The following is a 19,042-nucleotide window of genomic DNA, read 5'->3' on the forward strand; positions in this document are numbered from 1 at the left end:
TCGGAACGGGCTAGCCGGGCCCGGTGCCCGGTTCGCGCGGCCGCCACAGCGGCACGAAATCCCCGTGCGCCCAGGGGGACGCGCGGAAGTGGTGTGGACCGTGGCCCGCGCTCAGGAAGGCGGGCGGAATGCCGGCGCCGGCGCCGGTCGCGGCATCGGGAGACGACACGGGCGCGACGGGGTGGCTCGGGGTCCCCCCGGAACGGTGCCCGGCAACGCCGGTGTGGTGCACGGAGAGCTTGTGCCGCCGGGGTGAGCTGGGCGGGACACAGGTGCGGCCGGCCGTCTTCCCGATGACGGCGACGGGCTGCCGGACTTGGTTCGGCAGCGGGCCGGTCGCCGTCGCTTCGGCCGGCGGGGTGATCGGCCGGACGACGGCGCCGGCCACGGGTGCGTGTGTCGCATGGGGCTGCCGGCCCCGGTCGGCGACGGGGTTCACGACGGGCGGGGTGTCGCCGGTGACCGGCTGGACGACGCTGGTCAGTCCGGTGTCGGAGACGACGGGGTCGACAAGGCCGGTGACGGTCTTCGTCACCGGCGAGAGGAGCGCCTTCGCCGGGCTCAGGATCGGCTCGATCGAACGCACGACGGGCGCAACGACGGCGCGGGTCACCGGCGCAGCCGAGGTCACGGCATCGGCAACCGGCGCGACAACGGCGTTGGCGGCCCGGCCCAGGGGCGCGACAAGGGCGCCTGCCGCACGAGTCACCGGTGCGACCCCCGCGGCCGCCGTTTCACCCAATGCGCCGACGGCACGCGTCGCCGGTGCCGCCGCTTGCGATACCGGCTCGGCAACCGCGGCCGCGCTCTTGGCGACAGGCGAGGCAACCACTCCCACCACACGCGCGATCGGCTCCGCGGCACGCGCCACCGACCTCGCGGACGCGACGGCACCCGGTGCATCCACCGCGCTCGGCCGCGCCGGCGAAACCCCGGCAGCCACCACCGCACCGGCCCCCGAGGGCGGGCCCAGCACCGGCAGCTCGGCACTCCGGCCCTCCGCCGCCGAGGCGTTACCCGACACCAGCCACGAAACCAGCCAGAAGCCCGCCACCGCCGCCGCCAGGACCAGCAACCTGCGGGCGGCGACGGACACCTCGCGAGCCCCGGTCACGTCGGCGAACCTCCACGGTGAGAACAGGCCTGGGACTTACCCTCCAACGCCGCACCCCACACGCCTGCTACGGGCCGTCCGGCGCTTCCACTCGGTCGGCCTAGCACTTCCGGCTCGGCAAGCCCGGCTCGAGACTCCACTCGGGGGAGACCGATCCACCAGGTGTCCCCGAAGACGTACCTCCGGGGCAATCAGGCTTCCGGTGCGCGCCGCTGACCCGACAGCGCCCCCAGGGCCCGGACGCCGTGCTGGAGGCCCTCGCGGAACGTCGCTCGTTGGCCCGGGCTGAGGTCCGCCAGGAGCGCGTTCTCCAGCTCGGTGACCGCCGGTGCGCAGCCCGCCAGCAGCTCGCGTCCGGCGTCCGTGAGGCCCGCCAGCAGGACGCGCTTGTTGTCCGCCTTCGGGGTTCGCGCGATCAAGCCGCGCTTCTCCAGCGTCAGCACCATTTCGTGCATCGTCTGCGGACGGAGGAACGACCGGCGGGCCAGCTGGGCCGAGGACAGGGCTCCACTGGCCTCCAGCACGCTCAGCGCCGTGTACTGCAGCGTCGTCAGCCCCAGCGGCCGCAGGGCGTCGTCGAGCAGCGCCCTGATCACCAGCTCGAGCCGTTTGACCAGGTACAGGGTCAACGGCGGGCCGGCGGGCTGCTCCTGGGCCGAGGTCGTCACGGCGCCCATCATGGCACGCTTCCGCCGCTATGCTCCGATCATGGACCTCGGCCGGCAGACCCGCGTGCGGCAGGCGCTCGACTCCTTCTTCGGCCCCGCGGCACCGGCGCCGGAAACCGCCGTCCTCGAACTGTTCCACCGCACCGCGGAAACCGTGCCCGCGTACCGGAAGTTCCTGCGGGAGCACGGGATCGAGCCGCAGGCCGTCCGGACCATGGCGGACTTCCGGACGCTGCCCCGCACCGACAAGGCCGGCTACCACCGGAAACACCCGCTGCCCGAGCTCTGCCGCGGCGGCACCTTCGACGGGCTCGACATGATCGCCGTCTCCTCCGGCTCCAGCGGCCACCCCACGATCTGGCCGCGGGCCCTCGAAGACGAGCTGCACGTCGCCCGGCGGTTCGAAACCGTCCTCGTCGACGCCTTCGAGGCCGATCGGCGCCGCACCCTCGCCGTCGTCTGCTTCCCGCTCGGCACCTGGGTCGGCGGCCTGTTCACCACGGCCTGCGTGCGCCACCTCGCCGCCAAGGGCTGCCCGATCACCGTCGTGGCGCCCGGCAACAACAAGGCCGAGATCCTGCGCGTGCTGCCCGAGCTGGCGCCGCACTTCGACCAGGTCGTGCTGCTCGGCTACCCGCCGTTCGTCAAGGACGTCGTCGACACCGGACTCGCCGAGGGCGTCGACTGGCCCTCCTACGCCGTCAAGCTCGTGCTCGCCGGCGAGGTCTTCAGCGAACAGTGGCGCGAGCTGGTCGCCGGGCGGGCCGGGATCGCCGACCCCGTCCGCGACATCGCGTCGCTCTACGGGACGGCCGACGCGGGCGTGCTCGGCACCGAAACGCCCCGGTCGGCGAGCATCCGCCGGTTCTTCGCCGGCCGCCCGGAGCTGGCCCGCGAGGTCTTCGGCGACGCGCGGCTGCCGACGCTCGTGCAATACGACCCGGCGAGCCGCTTCTTCGAAGTCGAGGACGGCACGCTGCTGTTCACCGCGGACGGCGGCATCCCGCTCGTCCGCTACCACATCGCCGACGACGGCGGGCTCCTCTCGCACGCCGAGCTGCTGGCCTTCTGCGCCCGGCACGGCTTCACCCCACCACCGGGCCCCGAGCTCCCGTTCGTCTACGTGTTCGGCCGCTCGCTGTTCACGGTGTCGTTCTTCGGCGCCAACGTCTACCCGGAGAACGTCACCGTCGGTCTGGAGCAGCCCGGCATCAGCGACACCGTGACCGGCAAGTTCGTCATCGAGTCGGTCGAGGACGCCGACCGCGACCGCCGGCTGCGCCTCACCGTGGAGACCGCACCGGGCACCACCGCCGACGCGGGCCGGATCGCGACGGCCGTGCGGGACCAGCTCGTCCGGTTGAACAGCGAGTTCGCCCACTACGTCCCGCCGGAGCGGCAGCTGCCGGACGTCGTCCTGCGCCCGGCGGGCGACCCCGAGTACTTCCCCGCCGGGGTGAAGCACCGCTACACGCGGCAGAACTAGGGCCGGGCGAGTTTGCGGAACCGCTCGCGGCGCTCGTCGGCCGACGAGCCGTCGGCGATGTCGTCGTCGAACCACGAGCACAGCGCCGCCCACAGTTCGGCGCAGCTCGCGAAGTCCTCGATGGTGGACTGCTCGGTCAGCTCGGCGATGTCCGCGACCAGGTGGTCCAGGCGGCGGTCGCAGAGCCGGACGTACTCGCGGACGACGATGTTCGCGTCGAGGTTCGTCTTCGCCCGCGGGCCGGCCGCGCCCCGCAGCTGGGCGTGCAGGCTTTCCTCGCAGTACAGCGGGAATCCGGAGATCGAGCCCGGGTAGCCGGACTCCGCCGCCCACTCGCGGAACGCGCAGATCGCCTGGTAGCGCGTGTACCAGTCCTGTTTCCCGGCCGCCAGGCTCGCCAGCTTCCGCCAGGCGTCGCGATCGGCCGACCGCCAGCGGTCGAGGGTGCGGCCGTCCGGGGGCGGGCCCTCGGCGTGCGCCCGGACGCGCCAGAAGTGCGCCCGGCAGCCCGCGATCTCGGCGACCAGGCGTCGGACGTAGCCGACCTGCTCCCAGACGTGGGCGCGTTGCGGCCGCAGCGGCGCCGCCCGGTCCGGGGAGAACGTCACCATCTCGAACACGCGGAACAGCTCGTGGCCGCGCAGGGCGGCGAGGTCCGGGTCCTCCCCCATCACCCAGGAGCGGCGCTCCGGCAGCCGTCCGCTGTGGCTGATCGTCGCCGCGTGGTAGAGCTCGCGGACCGCGCGGCGGGCCACCTCGTCCCGCGATTCGCCGAGCAGACGCGGGTTGCGCGCGCGGTCACGCAGGTCGCGCTCGCCGCGCGGGCCGACTTCGAGCATCGCCACCGCGTACACGCTCGCCGCGTTGTAGCACTCTTCCCACGACTTGCGGGGCCCCGCGGCTTCGACGGTGGCGTCGAGCCTGCCCGGGTCGGGTGGCCAGCGCCGGTCCGGGCAGACGTCGGCCAACCGGACGCGGCTGCCGGGGTAGGCGGGCTGGGGTTCGGGCACCGCGCCGGTGACCGGTTCGACGTCCGCCATCGCGCGCCGCAGCACCGACCAGACCAGCGACAGGTCGAGCGCGCGGTTGGTCAGCTGCTGCCAGCTGCGGCGCCAGCGCCGGCCGAACCGCCGGTAGTCCTCGATGAGCCGCTCGATCTCGTACTGCGACAGCGCGCAGAAGTAGGACCGCATCTCCGCCGCGCGCTGGTTGTACTCGGCGAGCTGTTCCGGGGTCGCTTCGCTGACCAAGAGTTCCTCGACCGGCACCTTCAGCACGCGCCGGTGCAGTTCCAGGCGCTTCTCGCGCGGGATCGCGTACGGGCGCGTCCGGACGTCGAGGTCGACGTACCGGCGGAAGCGCAGCTCGATCGCCGCCCGCAGTTCGGCGCGGCGCTGGGCCCGCGCGTCGCCGGGGATGCCCGCGGTGGTGCGCCGCACCCACCAGGACCCGGCCACGGAGTCGCCGTGGCCGAGGACGAGCGCGTGCCGGTAGCGGGCGATGAGCAGGGCGACGTCGCGGCCGCGGCCGGCGTGGCGGGGCTGGCGCGCGAAGTCGGGGCCGATCCACCAGCGGGCCAGCCGCGGGTGTCCGCGGCTGCACACGGTGATCACGTCGTCGTAGGTGGCGAGCGCGTCGAGGTGCAGGTCGAGCTGTTCCTGCAGGGCGGCGATCTCGAGTCTGATGTAGACGTTGGCCGGGTCGAGGCTGACCGCGCGGTAGTACTCCGCGAGGGCCTCGTCGTAGCGGCGGTAGGCGATGAAGTGGTTGGCGCGCTGGTAGGCGTCGAAGAGCTCGTACGGGATCTTCGCACCGCGCCAGGCGGACCAGTGGATGTTGGAACGGACGTACGCGCTGCGCGGGATGACCAGCGCGGCCACCGCGTTCGCCGCCCGGTGCAGCACGCGCGGCCAGTTCGCGTCCTCGATGACCAGCGGGCTCGCAGCGAAGCGCGGGACGCGCACGAGTTCCAGGATGAGCTGGTGGCGGCCGGGGGTGTTGCCGGGACGGACGGTGCCGGTGACGGTGAACGCGGCGGGCGGCTGGGCGAGCCGGATCACCTTGGTGACGGCCTTCCACCAGCCCTCCGCGGCGTCGCCGGCGTGCTCGACGATCTGGAGGAAGTCGTACGAGCTCCCGGCGCCCGGGACCGGGGTCGGGGTGTAGAGGCGGGAGTCGTTGAGGAACCGCTTGAAGGTGGCGGTCAGCTCGACGGCGGAGTCGATCTCGCGGTCGTGGCTGCCTTCGGGCCGTTCGTCGACGAACACCCGGATGTCGATCTGGTTGGCCCGGTAGGCGGCGGCTTCCAGCCGCGCCTTGCCGATGAAGTACAGCGTCAGGACGGCCGAGACGAGCACCACGGACGTCTGCAGCACGGTCCAGGTGATCACGGTGGCGACCTTCGGGTCCCGCACGAACGTCCAGGACTGGAAGAACGGCAGGTAGGGCACGACGGCGAAGCCGGCCGCGACGAGCCCCGCCGCCACCGCCGCCAGCCACCACCGGATCCGGTGAGCCGCGGGGAGTTCGGCCTGGTCGAACCCGCCGAGTCGCCGCGCGTGCACCATTACTCACCCCCTCGTGTCAGGTTACTCGCACAGGGGGTCCGTTCTGTTACGGCCCGTTATCCGCGAGCTCGGCGATCACCTGGGCGTGGCACGGTTCGGGGACGCACCAGCACCCGAGCCGGCGACCGCGCAGCCCGGGCAGCAGCTCCAGCAGGTCCGGCCGGGACAGCAGGTACTCGCGGTACCGCGCGACGACGTCCTCGCGCGTGCCGTCCGGGCCGGGCCGGAACGGGCTGGCCAGCTTCGACCCGTCGAGGTGCCAGCCGCCGCGGTGCATCGCCCGCCCGACGTAGACGACGTCGGCGTAGTCCGGGTCGTCCCGGTGTCCCTTCAGGTTGACGACCGTGGTCGGCATCCGGCCTCCTTCACCCGTGGTGGTTCATTGTCCACCGGTTCGCCGCCCATCCGGTGGCGCCCGATGGTCCACGTAGTGCAGATGCACTATGCTTGAGGCTCACGGTTGAGCCGTCAGCCGCTGCCGGACGTTCCGCGCCCGGGCCGGCAGGCTGCCCCCGTCCGGCATCCCCGTCCCGCAACGTCCGGTCCGCTTCCGCTGCCCGACGAAAGGGTGCCGCGATGGTTCCGGAACCACGCTCGGCCGACCACCGGCTCACCGACACCGACTGGCTCCACGCCGGCGGCCACATGTCCCTGCGCGTGCGCTCCCCCCGCACCGGCACCCTGCTCGTCGAGGTGACCGGCGAAGTCGACCTGAGCACCGCCCGCCGCCTCGACGAGCTCCTGCAGGACCGGGTCCGGGGCGACCTCGGCGACCTCGTCATCGACCTGGCCGGGGTCACGTTCTTCTCGGTCGCCGGGCTCAACTCGCTGCTGCGCGCCCAGCTGCTCGCCGACTCCGCCGGCGCCCGCCTCACCGTGGACGCCGGGCGATCGCGCGCGGTGCGGCGGCTGTTCACGCTGCTGCCGACCGACTTCGACTGCGTCGCCAACGTCCGGCCGGTGCCCTGACCGCTCACCCCGCCGCCTGACCGCCCAGCCGCCGGACGGCTTCGACGATCGCCGTGTTCGGCGCGCCCTTCACCAGGTACTCGGTGACGCCGGCCGCGGCCAGCCCGGCGATGGAGGCCCGGTCGGCGTAGGCGGAGAAGGCCAGGATGGCGGTGTCCGGGCTGCGCCGGACGATCTCGCGGGCCGCCCGGGCCCCGCCGCCGCCCGGCATCCGGACGTCGAGGACGGCGACCGCGGGCCGGTGCCGCTCGGCGAGCAGGATCGCCTCGTCGGCGTCGCCGGCCACCGCGACCACGGCGATGCCGTCCTCGGCGTCCAGGACTTCCTTGAGGACGTCCCGGATCAGCACGTCGTCGTCGGAGATCAGCACGCGCAGCTCGGTCACGGTTCGAGCTCCGTCGCGTCGGGCAGCAGGGGCAGCCAGAACTCGATGACGGTGCCCTCGCCGGGCGTGCTGTCCACCGAGAGCCAGCCGTGCGCGGCTTCGGCGCGTTCGTGCATCTCGACCAGCCCGAAGTGGCCCGCGCCGGCATCGCCGCCGGCCGTGCCGACGCCGTCGTCGGTGATCCGCACCAGGGTGCCGTTGTCCACTGTGGACAGCGAGACGCCGACCCGGGTGGCGCGCGCGTGCTTGCGGACGTTGCTGAGCGCCTCCTGGCAGATCCGGTACACGGTGATCGCCGCTTCGGGCGACGGCTCGGCGGTGAGCTCGTCGCGCACCTCGTGCGCCAATCCCCAGCGGCCCGCGACCTCGTCGGTGTAGGCCGAGACCGCCTCCACCAGGCCGTGCCGGTCGAGTTCCGGCGGCCGCAGCCGCGAGACCAGGCCGCGCAGCCGCGCGATCGCGGCGGCGACCGACTCGTCGAGGCCGCCGACGGCGCTCGCGTGCGGTTCCGGCAGCCGGGAGGCCAGCAGCTGCAGGCGCATGCCGACGGCCACCATGGACTGGATCGACTCGTCGTGGACGTCCCAGGCGATCCGGCGCCGCTCCACCTCCTGCGCCTCGACGAGGTGCCCGACCAGCCGGCGGCGTTCACGCAGGGCCTGCTCGGCGTTGCGGCGTTCGGTCATGTCGCGGGTGACCTTCCCGAACCCGTGCAGCCGGCCGTGCTCGTCGTACAACGCCGTGATCACCACGTTCGCCCAGAACCGGGTGCCGTCCTTGCGCACCCGCCACCCCTCGTCCTCCAGCCGCCCTTCCGCGACGGCGGCCTCCAGTTCCCAGGCCGGTTTCCCGGCGGCCACGTCCTCGGCCGGGTAGAACACCGAGAAGTGCTTCCCGATGATCTCCTCGGCCGCGTACCCCTTGATCCGCTCGGCGCCGGCGTTCCAGCTGGAGATGTGCCCGCCGGTGTCCAGCATGAAGATGCCGTAGTCCTGGACGCTCTGGACGAGCAGGCGGAACCGTTCCTCGCTCTCCCTCAGCGCCAGCTCGGCCGCGCGGCGCTCGGTCATGTCCCGGACGACCTTCCCGAACCCGTGCAGCCGCCCCTGCTCGTCGTACAACGCCGTGATCACCACGTTCGCCCAGAACCGGGTGCCGTCCTTGCGCACCCGCCACCCCTCGTCCTCCAGCCGCCCCTCGGCGACGGCAGTCTCCAGCTCCCGGGCCGGCTCACCCGCCGCGACGTCTTCGGGCGGGTGGAAGACCGAGAAGTGCCGTCCGGCGATCTCCTCCGCCGCGTACCCGGTGATGCGCTCCGCCCCCGCGTTCCACGTCGAGATCCGGCCCCCGGTGTCGAGCATGAAGATCCCGTAGTCCAGCACTCCCTGCACCAGGAGGCGGAACCGGTCGTCGTCCATGCGGCAACTCTGCCGGATGACCGCCCGCCCGGCACGGCCACGAACCCGGCTCAGCCCGCGAGTTCGGCCGCCGAGGCGGGCAGGACACACCAGACCACCTTCCCGCGGCCGTGGCGTTCGGTTCCCCGCACCGAGGACAGGCGGTCGACCAGGACGAGCCCCCAGCCGCCGTCGGCTCCCGCCGGGCGCCGGACCGGCGGCGCCGGGTTGTCGTCGAAGACCTCGATGCGGACGTCCGCGCCATCCACGCTCAGCCGCAGGACCGGGTCGCCGACGCCGTGGCGCAGCGCGTTGGTCGCGAGCTCGGTGACGACGAGCAGCGCGTCGTCGACCGCGCGGCCGTCGGTCCAGGCCACCAGGGCGAGCCGGGTGAACCGGCGGGCGAGCGCGAGCCCGTGTACCGAGCCGGTCAGCACGCACTCCGCGGTGAGCGGGGCAGGGATGGTCACGCGGTAAGCCTCGTCGAAGCGGCCCGGGCGGCGCGAGATGCAAAAGCCCTCACGCGGCTGGTGCAGCTGCATCAGCCGATGAGGCCCTCCCGGCGGGCCACCGCGACCGCTTCGAGCTTCGAGCGCGCGCCGAGCTTCTCCAGCACCCGCTGGACGTGGTTGCGCGTGGTGTTGCGGGAAACGCCCAGCCGACGGCCGATCTCGTCGGTGGTCGCGCCCTCGGCGAGCAGGTCGAGGGTCTCGCGTTCCCGCGCGGTCAGCGCCGCACCCCCGCCGCGGCCGGTGAGCCGGTCGAAGACGCCGGGCAGCAGCTCCGGGTCGAAGACGACCCCGCCGGCGGCGACGTCCCGCACGGCGGATTCCAGCACGCCGAGCTGGGAGGACTTCAGCAGCAGCCCCGCACCGCCCGCCTTGGCGACCTGCACGGCGATCGCGGGCGTCGCGTCGCCGGTCAGCACCAGCACCCGCGCCCCGCCCGAGCCGAGCTGCGCGAGGACGCCGAGGGCGTCGCCGTCGGCGAGCCGCCGGTCCAGCACCACGACGTCGGGGGCGTGCTCGGCGACGTCGGCCACCGCCTCCGCCCGGGACCGCGCCCGGCCGACCACGGTGATCCCGTCGGCGCGGTCGAGGGCCTGCTGGAGGGCCTCGGCGACCATGTCGTGGTCCTCCACGAGCAGGACACGGACTGGTCGGGGCTCCTCGGCGCTGCTCACGGTGGTCCCTCACTCCGGTTACGGCTGTGACAACCGGGGCTTCGCCCCGAGCCGGGGGCTTCGCCACCCGGGCCCCCGAAAGCGGTGTGCCCACCCATCCTAGGCGGCCGAGCGCGGGATCGCCGCCGGTCACCAGGCCGGGGAGCTCGGCCGCAGCAGGCCTTCGGGACCGGTGACCGGCAGCCAGTCGACGAGCTCCTCGTGGTGCCCGGCCGCCCGGAACACCGGCGGCCGGAACGACCCGGCGGGCGACCCGGCGACCCGCAGCACCTCGAGGAACCGGGCGACCACGCGCGGCGCGGGCAGCACCTCGGGGCCGCCGAGGTAGGCGAGCGGTTTCGCCGCCCCGCCGCCCGCGGGCTCGACGACCGCCGACCAGCCGTGCACCTCGTCCCAGATCAGGGCGAGGTCGTGCCCCGGCAGGTCGGGGAGCGTGCGGTCGAGGGCGACGTACCCGGAGGCGGGCTCGTCGAGGTCGAGCGAACACGATTCGAAGCCGACGCCGACCGCCCGGGCGACCCGGGCGAGGTAGGCACGCAGCCCCCGGGCGAAGTGGTATTCGATGTCCCGGCCGAAGCCGATGAGCGTGTTCATGGTTCCGCCTCCCGCGCCCGCTGCAGGCCCGGAATACCCGATCAGGCGGGTGATCACACTTTCGCGCTCACTCTTCGATCGCGCCGCCCACGGCCCGGAGATGGGCACGGAAAGTCAACGCCGGATTCGTTTCCCGCGCCGCAAGAAAGTCACCGAACCGCACCTGCTGCCGCAACGGTTCGCCGCCGCGGATGCGGTCGGCCTGGCGCCGTTCGGTGTCGCGGATTCCTTCGGCGAGGGTGAACAATTCACCCGCACGGGCGAGCGGGACGAAAAGGACGCCGTCGTCGTCGCCGAGCACGAGGTCGGCCGGCCCGATCCGCCACGTGCCGACGATCGCTTCGGCCAGCCCGCCGTCGATGCGGGGCCCCAGGCTGAGCGGGCCGGTGGGCAGCGAGCCGAGGCTGAACACCGGCAGCCCGATGGCGCGGATGTCCGCGGTGTCGCGGTGCAGGCCCCAGATCACCACCCCGGACAGCCCGGCGGCGCGCGCCTCGAGCACCACGAGGTCCCCGACGCAGCTTTCGTCGAGGCGTCCGCCGTTGTCGACCACCAGCACGCCGCCGCCGGGGGCGTCCTCGAACGCCTCGAGGAAGACGTCGACGCTGCCGACGTGCCGGGCCGGAACGGCCGGCCCGAACAGCCGGCTGCCCGGCACCACGGCTCGGGTCGGGGCCGGTGCGCACCGCACCGGGAGCCCGGCGCGGATGCACGCGTCGGCGAGGTGGGCGGTGGTCAGCGTCGCGAAGCGCTGCCTGAGTCCATCGTGGTCCATGCGCCGAATCTAGCCAGCGGTCTCCTCGGTCAGCCACGCCAGGTATTCGGCGCTGCCCCCGGTGATCGGCGTGGCGACGACCTCCGGCAGGTCGTAGCCGTGCAGCTGCCGGAGGCGTTCGGTGAGCGCGGGCACCCGTTCGGCGGTGGTCTTGATTTCCACCCGCCACTCCTGATCGGTCTGCACGGCTCCCTCCCACCGGTAGACGCTGGTGATCGGGCCGACGATCTGGGCGCACGCCCCGAGCCGGGCGGCCACCGCCTCGGTGGCCAGCTCGCGGGCCGCGGTTTCCGAGTCCGTCGTGGACATCACGATCACGTGTTCTGCCGCCATACCGGCGAGATTACCGGTGACCGTTCACCCGGAATTCGAGACAGCGCCACCGCGCGGGCGCCAGGATGGGCCGCGCCCCGTTGCCGACGTGAGGACTCCAGGATGCGCCGTCTGCCCGCACTGGCCACCGCCGCACTCACCGCCTCCGCCCTCCTGATACCCGCCACGGCCCACGCCGCGAGCCCGCCGTTCACCGCGTCGGTCTTCCGCGCGACCCACAACAGCTACTCGGGCAACGTCGACGGCGCCAAGAACTCCCTCGCCTACCAGCTCGACCACGGCGTGCGATTCCTCGAACTCGACGTGCACGACAACGGCTACGCCACCTCGCACGACTACGCCGTCGGGCACGACTCGCCCGGCAACCTCGTGGACCACGGCGGCGGCAACCCGGCGTCGAACAACCTCCGCGACTGGCTGGCCGTGGTGAACACCTGGTCCGCGCAGCACCCGGCCGCCGCGCCGATCGTCGTCATGCTCGACCTGAAGGACGACCTGACCGACAACCCCTCGTTCGCCGCGGGGAACCTGACCGCGCTCAACCAGGAGCTCGAGTCGGTGTTCGGCGCGAGGCTGCTGCGGGCGCAGGACTACCCGGCGGCCCAGCCGGACGTCGACGCGCTGCGCGGGCGCGTGCTGCCGCTGCTGTCCGGCGACGGCGGCTCCCGCACCGAGTACAAGCGCGACGTCGGCTACCACCCGGCCGTCGCGCTCAACGGCCGCGGCCAGGTCGTCGAGGTGCACGACTCCGGGGCCGGCGCGCTCTGGTACTGGACCGGGACCTACGGCGCCGACGGGCGGGTCACCTGGCTGCGGCACGGCAAGTACGACAGCGGGCAGACACCGGCCGTGGCCCTCAACGACAACGGCGACCTCGTCGAGGTCCACCAGTCGCAGGGCGCGACCACGCTGTGGTCCCACGTCGGCAAGCTCGGCGCGGACGGCGAGATCACCTGGCAGGCCAGCCACCAGTACGACAACGGCGTCCTGCCGACGGTCGCCTTCACCGACGGGACGCACCTGCGGGAGATCCACAAGAGCCAGAACAACAGCCAGAACTGGGCCTGGGACGGCGTGCTCGCGGGCATCACGGTGGCGTGGACCGGCAACGGCAAGACTTCCGACGCGCGGTTCGCGAAGGCGACGTCGAGCAGCGCCGGCCGCACGGTGTCGGTGTGGACCGGCGCGGACGGCCCGACCTCGGCGCAGACCCTGCGCGCCGACACCGACCGCGTCGCCGGTGACCGCATCCGCTACCGGCAGGTCGCCTTCGACGAGTTCCAGAAGGGCGACAGCGCCGAGCTGCAGCAGGGCGCGCTGTTCTACGGCGCGCCCGCGACGGAGTCGGCGTTCATCACCTCCGCCCGGCAGGCGGGCAGGCTGGTCCGCGGCTGGGACTTCGACTCCGCGAGCCAGGCGACGACTCCCCTGGCGAACTACCCGGCGACCAACCACCCGTACGACGCTTGGTACCAGACGCTGCTGACGAACAACGGCGCCGTCGAGTAGCCGGCCGTCAGCGCTTCGCCAGGGACCGGTAAGCGGCCCTGGCGAAGCTCGGCGGCATGAAGAACCTCACCGTCCTGATCTCCGGCGCGAGCGTCGCCGGCCCCGCGCTGGCCTGCTGGCTGACCCGCTTCGGCTGCACCGTGACCGTCGTCGAACGCGCTCCGGCGCTGCGGCCCGGCGGCCAGGCCGTCGACTTCAAGGGCGCCACCCACCGCGCCGTGCTCGGCCGCCTGGGCGTCCTCGACGAGGTCCTGCGCCGCCAGACCGGCGGGCAGGACCAGACGATCGTCGACGCGACCGGAAGGCCGCGGGCCGTGATCCCCGGCGAATTCACCGGCGGCGACATCGAGATCCGCCGCGGCGAGCTGTCGGAGATCCTGTACAGCCACACGGACTGCGAGTACCTCTTCGGTGACACCATCACGTCGCTGACCGAGACCACCGACGGCGTCGACGTCACCTTCGCCCGGGCGGAGCCGCGCCGGTTCGACCTGGTCGTCGGCGCGGACGGCATCCACTCGAACGTCCGGCGGCTCGCCTTCGGCCCGGAGCGCGACTACGTGCAGTACCTCGGTTACCACTATGCGCTGGCCGAGCTCGGCGAGGAGCTCGGCGGCGGCGACGCGCAGACGTACAACGAGCCCGGCCGGATGGCCGCGGTCGGCGGTCCGAAGGCGTCGGCGTTCTTCGTGTTCGCCTCCCCCGAGCTGGACTACGACCGCACCGACACCGACAAGCAGCGCCAGCTGCTGATGGACGCCTACCGGGGCGTCGGCTGGCGGGTGCCGGAGCTGATGGCCAAGATCCCCCAGGCGCGCGAGTTCTACCTGGACTCGCTCAGCCGCGTGACGATCGACGGCTACGCCCGCGGCCGGGTCGTGCTGCTCGGCGACGCGGCGTACGGCAACACCCTGGGCGGCTTCGGCACCGGCCTGGCGGTCGTCGGCGCGTACGTGCTGGCCGGCGAGCTGCGTGCGGCCGACGGCGACCACCGGGTCGCGTTCGCCCGCTACGAGGAGCAGATGCGGGACTACGCCAAGGTCTCGCAGCGCGGCAGCGCCGGGCCGTTCCTGGCGCCGCCGTCGCCGCTGCGGATCAAGCTGCGGGACTGGACGTTCAAGTCCCGCTTCCTCCTCGGCCTGATGCTCAAGGCGACCGACAAGTTCGCCACGGACATCGAGCTGCCGGACTACGCCTCGGGGTCGTAGGCCAGGTTCGGGCGGAGCCACTGCTCGACCTCGGCGACCTCGACCCCCTTGCGGCGGGCGTAGTCCTCGACCTGGTCGCGGCCGAGGCGGCCGACGGTGAAGTAGCGGGAGTCCGGGTGGGCGAAGATCAGGCCGGACACGCTCGCCGCCGGGGTCATCGCGAACGACTCCGTCAGGGCCATGCCCAGCCCGTCCGCTTCCAGCAGCTCGAACAGCTCGCGTTTCTGGCTGTGGTCGGGGCTGGCCGGGTAGCCGAGCGCCGGGCGGATGCCGCGGAAGCGCTCCGCGTGCAGGTCCTCCAGCTTCGGCTGCGCGTCCGGCTCGAACCAGTCGCGGCGGGCGCGCAGGTGGATGTGCTCGGCGAACGCCTCGGCGAGGCGGTCGGCCAGCGCCTTGACCATGATCGCGCGGTAGTCGTCCTGCTCGGCCTCGTAGCGCGCGGCCAGCGCCTCGGCGCCGTGGATCGCCACCGCGAAGCCGCCGAGGTGGTCGCCGATCGGGGCGATGTAGTCGGCCAGGCAGCGGTTCGCGCGGTCCTCGGGCTTGGCCGTCTGCTGCCGCAGCATCGGGAACTTGACGTGCGCGTAGTCGCCTTCGAGCAGGATGTCGTCGCCCTCGCTGTGCGCCGGCCAGAACGCGTACGCGCCCTTCGCGGTGAAGCTGCCTTCGGCGATGATCTGGTCCAGCAGCGTGTTCGCGTCGTCGAACAGCTCGCGCGCGACCGGCTGTTCGAGGATGGCCGGGTACTTGCCCTTGAGCTCCCAGGCCAGGAACAGGAACTGCCAGTCGACCATCTCGCGCAGTTCGGCGATGCTCGGCTCGACCACGCGCAAGCCGGTGAACGCCGGGGTCGGCAAGCCGTCGAAGGCCACCTTCTCGGGGTTCGCGCGGGCCTGTTCGAGGGTGAGCATCGGGCGGCGCTGCTTGCTCGCGTGCTGCTCGCGCAGCACTTCCTGGTCGGCCCGGTTCTTCGCGGTGAGCGCGATCGAGCGGTCCGGGTCGAGCAGGTCGGAGACGACGCCGACCACGCGCGAGGCGTCGAGGACGTGCACCGTCGCGTTGTCGTAGGCCGGGGCGATCTTCACCGCCGTGTGCTGCTTGGACGTCGTCGCGCCGCCGATGAGCAGCGGCATCTTCAGCCCGCGCCGCTGCATTTCGGTGGCGACGGCGACCATCTCGTCCAGCGACGGCGTGATCAGCCCGGACAGCCCGACGGCGTCGGCGCCTTCGGTGACCGCGGTGTCCAGGATCTTGCCCGCCGGCACCATCACGCCGAGGTCGATCACCTCGTAGTTGTTGCAGCCGAGGACGACGCCGACGATGTTCTTGCCGATGTCGTGGACGTCGCCCTTGACCGTGGCGAGCACGATCTTGCCCTGGCCACCGCTGGAGGCGAGCCGGCCTTCCTGGCGCGCCTGCTCCTTCTCCGCCTCCATGAACGGCTCGAGGTAGGCGACCGAGCGCTTCATCACGCGGGCGCTCTTGACCACCTGCGGCAGGAACATCTTGCCGGAGCCGAACAGGTCGCCGACGATCTTCATGCCGTCCATCAGCGGGCCCTCGATGACGTCGAGGGGCCGGGGCAGCTGCTGCCGCGCCTCTTCGGTGTCTTCCTCGATGTAGTCGACGATGCCGTGGACCAGGGCGTGGGACAGGCGGTCGCCGACCGGGCCTTCGCGCCAGGAGAGGTCGACGACGCGCTTGGTGCCGCTGCCCTTGACGTTCTCGGCGAAGGCGACCAGCCGGTCGGTGGCGTCTTCGCGACGGTCGAAGAGCACGTCCTCGACCAGCTCCAGCAGGTCCTTGGGGATGTCTTCGTAGACGGCGAGCTGGCCGGCGTTGACGATGCCCATGTCCAGGCCGACCTGCATGGCGTGGAAGAGGAACGCCGAGTGCATCGCCTCGCGGACGACGTCGTTGCCGCGGAAGGAGAACGACAGGTTCGAGATGCCGCCGGAGATGTGGACGCCGGGACAGCGTTCCTTGATCCGGGGCAGCGCGTCGATGAACGCCTTCGCGTAGCCGTTGTGCTCGGCGATACCGGTGGCGACGGCGAGGACGTTCGGGTCGAAGATGATGTCCTCGCCCGCGAAGCCGGCCTGCTGCGTGAGCAGGTCGTACGCGCGGGCGCAGATCTCCACCTTGCGGTCGGCGGTGTCGGCCTGGCCCTGCTCGTCGAAGGCCATCACGACGACGCCGGCGCCGTAGTCGCGGATCGTGCGGGCCTGGGCCAGGAACGGCTCCTCGCCCTCCTTGAGGCTGATCGAGTTGACCACGCCCTTGCCCTGCAGGCAGCGCAGGCCGGCTTCGAGCACGCTCCACTTGGAGCTGTCGACCATCACCGGGATCCGGGCCACCTCGGGCTCGGTGGCGATGAGGTTGAGGAACGTCGTCATCGCCTGCTCGGATTCGAGCAGGTCGGCGTCCATGTTGACGTCGAGCAGGTTGGCGCCGCCGCGGACCTGTTCGAGGGCGACGTCGACCGCGCCCTGGTGGTCGCCGGATTCGATGAGCCGCCGGAACCGCTTGGAGCCGGTGACGTTCGTGCGCTCGCCGATCATCACGAACCCGGTGTCGGCGCCGATGCCGAACGGCTCGAGGCCGCTGAAGCGCGTGTGGGTGCGCGGCGCCGGGATCACCCGCGGGCCGATGCTCTTCGCCGCTTCGGCGATCTTCGCGATGTGCGCCGGGGTCGTGCCGCAACAGCCGCCGACCAGGTTGACCAGGCCGTCGCGGGCGAACCCGCCGAGCAGCCCGGCGGTCTGCTCGGGCGTCTCGTCGTAGCCGCCGAACGCGTTCGGCAGGCCGGCGTTCGGGTGGCAGGCGACGTAGGTGTCGGCGAGCCGCGAGAGTTCCTCGACGTGCGGGCGGGCCTCCTGGGCGCCGAGCGCGCAGTTGACGCCGACGACCAGCGGTTTCGCGTGCTCGATCGAGCTCCAGAACGCCTCGACGGTCTGCCCCGACAGCGTCCGCCCGCTCAGGTCGACGATGGTGACCGAGATCCACAGCGGCAGGTGCGGCGCGACCTCGCGCGCGGCGGCGACCGCGGCCTTGCAGTTCAGCGTGTCGAAGATCGTCTCGATGAGCAGCACGTCGACGCCACCTTCGGCGAGCCCGGCGATCTGCTCGGCGTAGGTGGCCTTGACCTGCTCGAACGTGACCGCTCGGTACGCCGGGTCGTCGACCTTCGGCGACAGGCTGAGGGTGACGTTGAGCGGGCCGATCGAGCCCGCGACGAACCGGCCGCCCGCTTCGTCGGCCGCCTGGCGGGCCAGCTGCGCGCCCCGGACGTTCATCTCGTGGACGTACGCCTGCATCCCGTAGTCGGCCTGGCCGATGCCGGTGGCGGTGAAGGTGTTGGTCGTGGTGATGTCCGCGCCCGCGGCCAGGTACTGGCGGTGGACGTCGAGGATGACGTCCGGGCGGGTGAGGTTCAGCAGGTCGGGGTCGCCGGTGACGTCGTGGGTGTGCTCGCCGAAGCGGTCGCCGCGGTAGTCGGCCGGGGTGAGCCCGGCGCCCTGCAGCATGGTGCCCCAGGCACCGTCGAGGACCGCTACGCGCTGGTCGAGCAGCTCACGCAGCCGGCTGGTGGGATCTTGACTCATCGGCGCCCTCCCTCGTCCGGGAGGCGCCCTTGGTGCGGTGGAGCGGGTCGAGCGTGGCGGACCCCGCGGTCCGTTGCAGCGCCTCTCGGCCCGTAACCGAGGATAGTGGATACGGCACCCGGCTGGCCATCCCGCCCCGCCCGGGCGTCCACGATCTGGGACACCGGCCGCGACCGTCCACAGTAGAGCATTGTCTCCACCCTGCACCTCCACCCCCCATGCTCCCCGTGGCGGCGGCAGTGCTCACCTCGTGGACTGCCCACCTTGAAAACTGAAACACGTTCTAATACGCTCCGCGGGTGGACTACGGAATCGTGCTGTTCACCAGCGACCGGGGGATCACCCCGGCGGCCGCGGCGCGCGCCGCGGAAGCCGCGGGGTTCTCGACCTTCTACGTCCCCGAGCACACCCACATCCCGGTGAAGCGCGAGTCACCGCACCCGCGCACCGGCGACGCGTCGCTGCCCGACGACCGCTACAGCCGGACGCTCGACCCGTGGGTCGCCCTGGCGACGGCGGCCTCGGTCACGTCGCGCATCCGGTTGTCCACGGCGGTGGCGCTGCCGGTCGAGAGCGATCCGATCACGCTCGCCAAGACGATCGCCAGCCTCGACCACCTCTCCGGCGGCCGCGTCACGCTCGGCGCCGGGTTCGGCTGGAACGTCGACGAGCTGACCGACCACGGCGTGCCCGGGAACCGCCGCCGCACCGCGCTGCGCGAGTACCTCGAGGCGATGAGTGCACTGTGGACGCAGGAGGAAGCCGCCTACGACGGGGAGTTCGTCTCCTTCGGGCCGAGCTGGGCGTGGCCGAAACCGGTCCAGGCGCACATCCCGGTGCTGCTCGGCGCGGGCCCGACCGAGAAGACGTTCCGCTGGATCGCCCGCCACGCCGACGGCTGGCTCACCACGCCGGCCGACACCGACCTCGACGGGCACGTGGCCCTGCTGAAGGAGATCTGGCACGCCGAAGGCCGGGAAGGCGCTCCGCGGATCTGCGCGCTCGGCGAGCGACCGGACCCGGAACGGCTGGCGCACCTGGATTCCCTCGGCGTCACCGAGACGATCTTCGGCCTCCCGGACCGGTCACCGGAGGAAGTCGAAGCGTGGATCGGCCGGCTGGCCGGGAAGCTCACCCTCGCCCCCGCACACTGACCTGAACACCGCCCCGAGCGACGACGCCCTCGTCTTCAACCTGAAGGCGCAGAAGGACCTCGGCTTCAACGCCGTCCGCAAGCACATCAAGGTCG

General features: G+C 72.5%; 17 protein-coding genes. 5 read left to right on the plus strand and 12 right to left on the minus strand.

Annotated elements, in window-relative coordinates; translation table 11 throughout:
* Positions 1-10: 10 nt before the first annotated feature.
* Together ACWDN5_RS08875 and ACWDN5_RS08880 are read right to left on the minus strand one after the other, a co-directional pair.
* A complete protein-coding gene (locus ACWDN5_RS08875) occupies positions 11-1,096 on the minus strand; it encodes a hypothetical protein (RefSeq protein WP_449675627.1) in 1,086 nt (361 codons plus the stop codon).
* 209 nt (positions 1,097-1,305) lie between these two features.
* Positions 1,306-1,794, minus strand: a complete 489-nt coding sequence (locus ACWDN5_RS08880) for a MarR family winged helix-turn-helix transcriptional regulator (RefSeq protein ID WP_310973162.1) — start codon at positions 1,792-1,794, stop codon at positions 1,306-1,308.
* Positions 1,795-1,822: 28 nt separating this feature from the next.
* Between ACWDN5_RS08880 and ACWDN5_RS08885 the strand changes: the two genes are divergently transcribed.
* The gene (locus tag ACWDN5_RS08885; RefSeq protein WP_449675629.1) at positions 1,823-3,268 is read left to right on the plus strand and encodes a phenylacetate--CoA ligase family protein; all 1,446 of its coding nucleotides are present in this window, start codon (positions 1,823-1,825) and stop codon (positions 3,266-3,268) included.
* Here ACWDN5_RS08885 and ACWDN5_RS08890 read toward each other — a convergent pair.
* Positions 3,265-5,835 carry a hypothetical protein gene (locus tag ACWDN5_RS08890; RefSeq protein WP_449675631.1) on the minus strand — a complete coding sequence of 857 codons (2,571 nt, stop codon included), beginning with the start codon at positions 5,833-5,835 and terminating at the stop codon, positions 3,265-3,267. The two genes, ACWDN5_RS08885 and ACWDN5_RS08890, sit on opposite strands and share 4 nt — an antisense overlap.
* A gap of 46 nt (positions 5,836-5,881) precedes the next feature.
* On the minus strand, positions 5,882-6,190 hold the full coding sequence (locus ACWDN5_RS08895) for a DUF4326 domain-containing protein (RefSeq protein WP_449675633.1): 309 nt from the start codon (positions 6,188-6,190) through the stop codon (positions 5,882-5,884).
* Between the two features lie 221 nt (positions 6,191-6,411).
* Here ACWDN5_RS08895 and ACWDN5_RS08900 point away from each other — a divergent pair, with 221 nt between their 5' ends.
* A complete protein-coding gene (locus tag ACWDN5_RS08900; protein WP_449675635.1) occupies positions 6,412-6,804 on the plus strand; it encodes an STAS domain-containing protein in 393 nt (130 codons plus the stop codon).
* Positions 6,805-6,808: 4 nt separating this feature from the next.
* On the opposite strand, the gene ACWDN5_RS08905 is transcribed toward ACWDN5_RS08900, so the two are convergent.
* The 7 genes from ACWDN5_RS08905 to cutA all read right to left on the minus strand — a co-directional run bounded on the left by ACWDN5_RS08905 (position 6,809) and on the right by cutA (position 11,471).
* On the minus strand, positions 6,809-7,189 hold the full coding sequence (locus tag ACWDN5_RS08905) for a response regulator (protein ID WP_310973167.1): 381 nt from the start codon (positions 7,187-7,189) through the stop codon (positions 6,809-6,811).
* Positions 7,186-8,607: a PAS domain-containing sensor histidine kinase gene (locus tag ACWDN5_RS08910; protein WP_449675637.1), complete on the minus strand. Its 1,422-nt coding sequence runs from the start codon at positions 8,605-8,607 to the stop codon at positions 7,186-7,188. Before ACWDN5_RS08910 ends, ACWDN5_RS08905 begins: the two co-directional genes overlap by 4 nt.
* A 50-nt stretch (positions 8,608-8,657) precedes the next feature.
* On the minus strand, positions 8,658-9,056 hold the full coding sequence (locus ACWDN5_RS08915; protein WP_449675639.1) for an ATP-binding protein: 399 nt from the start codon (positions 9,054-9,056) through the stop codon (positions 8,658-8,660).
* 71 nt (positions 9,057-9,127) lie between these two features.
* A complete protein-coding gene (locus tag ACWDN5_RS08920) occupies positions 9,128-9,769 on the minus strand; it encodes a response regulator transcription factor (RefSeq protein ID WP_449675641.1) in 642 nt (213 codons plus the stop codon).
* Positions 9,770-9,898: 129 nt separating this feature from the next.
* Positions 9,899-10,363 (minus strand): DUF6292 family protein, encoded by a 465-nt coding sequence (locus ACWDN5_RS08925; RefSeq protein ID WP_310973171.1) that lies wholly within the window; start codon positions 10,361-10,363, stop codon positions 9,899-9,901.
* 67 nt (positions 10,364-10,430) lie between these two features.
* On the minus strand, positions 10,431-11,138 hold the full coding sequence (locus ACWDN5_RS08930) for an RraA family protein (protein WP_449675644.1): 708 nt from the start codon (positions 11,136-11,138) through the stop codon (positions 10,431-10,433).
* A 9-nt stretch (positions 11,139-11,147) separates the two neighbouring features.
* Entirely contained in the window at positions 11,148-11,471 is a 324-nt protein-coding gene (gene cutA / locus ACWDN5_RS08935) for a divalent-cation tolerance protein CutA (RefSeq protein WP_449675645.1), read from the minus strand.
* Between the two features lie 102 nt (positions 11,472-11,573).
* On the opposite strand from cutA, the gene ACWDN5_RS08940 reads away from it, so the two are divergent.
* The gene (locus tag ACWDN5_RS08940; protein ID WP_449675647.1) at positions 11,574-12,980 is read left to right on the plus strand and encodes a hypothetical protein; all 1,407 of its coding nucleotides are present in this window, start codon (positions 11,574-11,576) and stop codon (positions 12,978-12,980) included.
* A 56-nt stretch (positions 12,981-13,036) separates the two neighbouring features.
* Complete coding sequence (locus ACWDN5_RS08945; RefSeq protein ID WP_449675649.1) at positions 13,037-14,188, plus strand: FAD-dependent monooxygenase; 1,152 nt, start codon at positions 13,037-13,039, stop codon at positions 14,186-14,188.
* Here ACWDN5_RS08945 and metH read toward each other — a convergent pair.
* Entirely contained in the window at positions 14,170-17,793 is a 3,624-nt protein-coding gene (metH, locus tag ACWDN5_RS08950; protein ID WP_449675651.1) for a methionine synthase, read from the minus strand. The two genes, ACWDN5_RS08945 and metH, sit on opposite strands and share 19 nt — an antisense overlap.
* Positions 17,794-18,092: 299 nt before the next feature.
* Between metH and ACWDN5_RS08955 the strand changes: the two genes are divergently transcribed.
* Positions 18,093-18,947 (plus strand): LLM class F420-dependent oxidoreductase, encoded by an 855-nt coding sequence (locus tag ACWDN5_RS08955; protein WP_310973176.1) that lies wholly within the window; start codon positions 18,093-18,095, stop codon positions 18,945-18,947.
* Positions 18,948-19,042 lie beyond the last annotated feature (95 nt).

It is taken from the genome of Amycolatopsis sp. NPDC003731 (genome assembly GCF_053586895.1).